We start from the raw sequence: 4434 nt of genomic DNA on the forward strand, positions 1-4434 counted from the left end.
TTTAAAAAGGTCGAGGCTCTTTGAGCAATGATGAAAAAACTCCCTATCGGCATATCAACCCTGAGTGAGATTATCAATGGCGATTATGTCTATATCGACAAGACACAAGAGGCCCTTGCGCTGATTGAAAACTATAAGTACGCCTTTCTGTCCCGGCCTCGTCGTTTCGGGAAAAGCCTTTTTCTGGACACACTCGCTGAAATATTTTCCGGCAATAAAGAGCTGTTCAAGGGGCTGTATATCCATGACAAATACCAATTCAACGAATATCCGCTCATCAGGATAAGTTTCAGCGGAGATTTACGTAGTCCAGAAGGCCTCCACACAATGCTTATGGCCACTTTGCGTGAAAACAAAAAGAGGTTAGGCGTTGAATGCCACGATGCAAGAGATTTTGCCGTCTGCCTGAAAGAACTGATAGAAAATGTTCATGATGTGTATCAGCAGGGTGTTGTTATCCTCATAGACGAATACGACAAGGCAATCCTGGATAATCTTGATCAAATTAATGTTGCACTTGAAAACAGGGAGATTATCAAGAGCTTTTACTCGGTCATGAAAGATTGTGACCGATATATTCGTTTTGTCTTTCTCACAGGCGTCAGTAAATTCAGCAAGACCAGTATTTTCAGCGGGTTAAACAATCTCACTGATATCTCTATTAAACCCATGTTCGCTCAAATATGCGGATACTCGGAAACAGATCTTCGGTTGAACTTTTCTGAACTCTTACATAATGTTGACGGCGACAAAATCAAAGAGTGGTATAATGGCTATAATTTTATGGGAGAAAAAGTTTTTAACCCGTATGATATACTGCTTTTTATCGACAATGACTGCCAATTCAAAAGTTACTGGTTTGAGACCGGCACACCATCCTTTCTTGTCAAGCTCATTCGGGAAAACCACTACTACCTCCCCAACCTGGAGCACCTTGAAGTGGATAGTTCTCTGATCAACAGTTTTGATATTGAGGATATTTCCCTGGAAAGCATCCTCTTCCAATCAGGTTATCTGACTATTGCGGATGTCCAACACAGGCGCGATCGTTACCTGTACACCTTAACGTACCCTAACAAGGAGGTACGGCTCAGTTTTACTGATAATCTGCTGAATCATTTTGTAGATAAAACTCAAAAAAACAGTATTCTTGACGATCTGTACGCCATCTTTCATGAAGCCCACCTGGAAGGTCTTGAAGTGAACTTGAAGCAACTTTTCGCCTCCATTGCCTACAATAATTTTACGAATAACGAAATAGACCGTTACGAAGGTTTCTATGCCAGTGTGGTCTACGCCTACTTCGCCTCTCTTGGATTCCAAGTCATTGCCGAAGATGTGACCAATCGCAGCCGGATGGATCTGACCCTGCTCACGGCAGATACGGCTTATATCTTTGAATTCAAGATCAGGGATGAGGATCCGCTCCAACAGATAAAGACCATGCGTTATTATGAGAAATATGCTATGTATCAGACATGGATCATCGGGATTGTATTTGATGTGAAAACGAGGAATATAACACAATTTGTTTATGAGCAAGTCGAAGCAGGAGGTCAGCGTGTGCCGAATAAACCCCAGAGTTGAAGTCTGAAAGATCTCTTTGCATCCTGAGCCAATGGGCATCTGTATGAATACATTGAGCACATTACATAACAAATTTGATGCTATCCGAACACTCGTGTGTGTTTGTCCTTGCATCCCATCGCATTCAACTCTTCACAGGCTTTCCCTCTGATCATGCAGCAAGACCCCAATATAACGCATAACATACTTATCCTGTGGAAATACCTGGGAAGAAAACGTCGCAACCAATTCCTCCTCCTTGCGCTGCTGATGCTGGTTTCAGTCTTTACCGAGGTCATAACCATTGGTGCAGTCATCCCATTTCTTGGTGTATTGACCGAACCTGAGCACCTCTTTACCCTTGCCTGGATACAACCTGTTATACAAAGCCTTGGTATTGAGACAGCGAACGAGCTCCTTTTGCCGCTCACCCTTGCCTTTATTTGTATTGCTGCCCTTGCCTCAGGAATACGGATTGTACTGCTTTGGTATAATGCCTGGTTAACAGCTGCTATGGGTATCCAACTACAGCGTGATATTTATTCCATGGCCCTTAATAAGCCCTATGAATTTCATGTGGCCCATAACAGCAGTGATTTGATCAGCCTTACCACGCAAAAGGTCGGGGCTGCTATTAATGCAGGGATAATGCAGATCCTTTCCCTGCTCACAGCCTTGGTTATGTCCCTTGCCATTATATCTACCCTGATGTACATTAACCCTTTTGTTGCCTTGTCAGCTTTTCTTATTTGGGGTGGCGGCTATATCCTTATTGCCCGGCTTGTCCGTGCCAGAGTGAGACGGAACAGTACTCTTATAAGGGAGAATCAGCCTCAGGCGGTGAAATGCATGCAGGAAGGGCTGGGGGGGATTCGTGATGTCATTCTGGATAACAGTCAAAAGGTGTTCAGTCAGGGCTATGCGGAAACAATGCAAAAAATCCAGCATGCCGGGATGCAGAATTCTTTTTTAAGCATGCTGCCGAAGAACTTGTTAGAGGTTCTGGGGATTACCCTGATAGCCCTTCTGGCCTATACAATGCAGGAAAATTCTTCCCAAAATGCCTTACCCTTGCTGGGGGCCTTTGCCTTAGGTGCGCAGCGACTTTTACCTGGTCTCCAACAGATCTATTTTTCCTGGTCAAATATTAATGGCAATCATGCTGTGTTGGCTGAAGTAGCTCCATGGTTGGCTGTTGCGCACAACAGCGAAGCAAGGATACAGGCTCCTTCGATTCCGCTGCTGGACTTTCGTGAACAAATAGAACTTCAAGGTGTCAGTTTTTGCTATGCCGGTTCAGACAAAGAGGTCTTGTCCAATATTCACTTAACTATCCCAAAGGGTTCCCGAATAGGATTTATTGGCGAAACCGGTAGCGGCAAGAGCACCTTGCTGGATATCATTATGGGTCTGTTGATCCCGACAGGGGGACAGTTGCGGGTTGATGGAAGAAAAATTGATTCATCTACTATGAAGGCTTGGCAACGGAATATCGCCCATGTCTCACAGGCGATATTTTTATCTGATGGATCCATGCTGGAAAATATCGCCTTTGGTGTCCCGGTTAAGGATATTAATGAAAAAAAGGTGGAACAAGCAGCCCGACAGGCGCAGATTCATGAGTTCATAGAGACTTTGCCTCATGGCTATAAAACTTTGATCGGTGAACGGGGTGTCCGACTTTCTGGTGGGCAACGACAGCGGATCGGGATTGCCCGGGCCTTGTACAAACAAGCTAATGTATTGGTGTTGGATGAGGCGACAAGTGCGCTGGATGATGGCACGGAGAAGGCGGTAATGAAATCAATTGAGAATTTGGATGATAGCCTGACGGTTTTGATGATTGCTCATCGGCTTTCAACCTTGACAGGGTGTGATACAGTTGTTGCGTTGTCGCAGGGAGAAATCCTACGCACTGGAAGCTATACTGTTATGATCCAACAACCTCAACCTCTGCAAGTGCAGGATAGCGTATGTTGAAAAATTCATCAATTCTTATTACCGGCGGGACTGGTTCATTTGGCAAAGCACTTGTCAAAACCATTCTGGCCCGGTATCCTGAAGTCAAGCGGCTGGTGGTGTATTCCCGGGACGAACTCAAACAATATGAAATGGAGCAGGAATTTAACACCGTTGAATATCCGATGATGCGGTATTTCATTGGTGATGTTAGGGACCAGGATCGCCTGCGCAGGTCATTGGAGCAGATCGAAATTGTTGTGCATGCTGCTGCCCTGAAGCAGGTTCCGGCAGCGGAATATAATCCATTTGAATGTATTAAGACCAATATTCTGGGGGCGCAAAACCTTATTGAGGCCTGTCTGGATACCCCGAGTATCCGAAAGGTCGTGGCCCTGTCCACGGACAAGGCGGCCGCACCTATAAATTTATACGGTGCAACCAAGCTCTGTTCTGATAAGCTTTTCACGGCAGCCAACAATATTCTCGGAGGACGTAACCTGAAATTTGCCGTGGTGCGTTACGGCAATGTCATGGGCAGCCGGGGGTCTGTGGTTCCTTTTTTTCTGGAGAGACGAAAAACAGGGATTCTACCCATCACCGATCCCACCATGACCCGCTTTAATATCAGTTTGCAGGATGGGGTGGATCTGGTGACGTGGGCCATTGATCACACCAAAGGCGGAGAGATTTTTGTTCCCAAGATCCCTTCCTACAAGATCACCGACCTTGCCAAGGCAATCGGGCCGGAGTGCGAACACCCCGTCGTAGGCATCCGGCCCGGCGAAAAAATCCATGAAGAGATGATCACAGCCAGTGACAGTTTCAATACCGTGGATATGGGCAGATATTTTGCTATCCTGCCCACCACGGGTAAATACAGTGCTCAGTATTATTGCGATCACAACG

3 protein-coding genes are annotated in these 4434 nt (G+C 45.7%); all 3 read left to right on the forward strand.

Annotated features, from left to right (window positions below):
• Positions 1-27: 27 nt before the first annotated feature.
• Positions 28-1587, forward strand: coding sequence for an ATP-binding protein (locus L2082_RS11565; protein WP_446011769.1), 1560 nt, complete (start codon positions 28-30; stop codon positions 1585-1587).
• A gap of 153 nt (positions 1588-1740) precedes the next feature.
• Positions 1741-3546 (forward strand): ABC transporter ATP-binding protein, encoded by a 1806-nt coding sequence (locus L2082_RS11570; protein WP_446010665.1) that lies wholly within the window; start codon positions 1741-1743, stop codon positions 3544-3546.
• On the forward strand, positions 3540-4434 hold an 895-nt coding region (gene pseB, locus L2082_RS11575; protein ID WP_446011770.1), incomplete at its 3' end, for a UDP-N-acetylglucosamine 4,6-dehydratase (inverting). The genes L2082_RS11570 and pseB, both read left to right, overlap by 7 nt.

It is taken from the genome of Candidatus Electrothrix sp. (genome assembly GCF_052785085.1).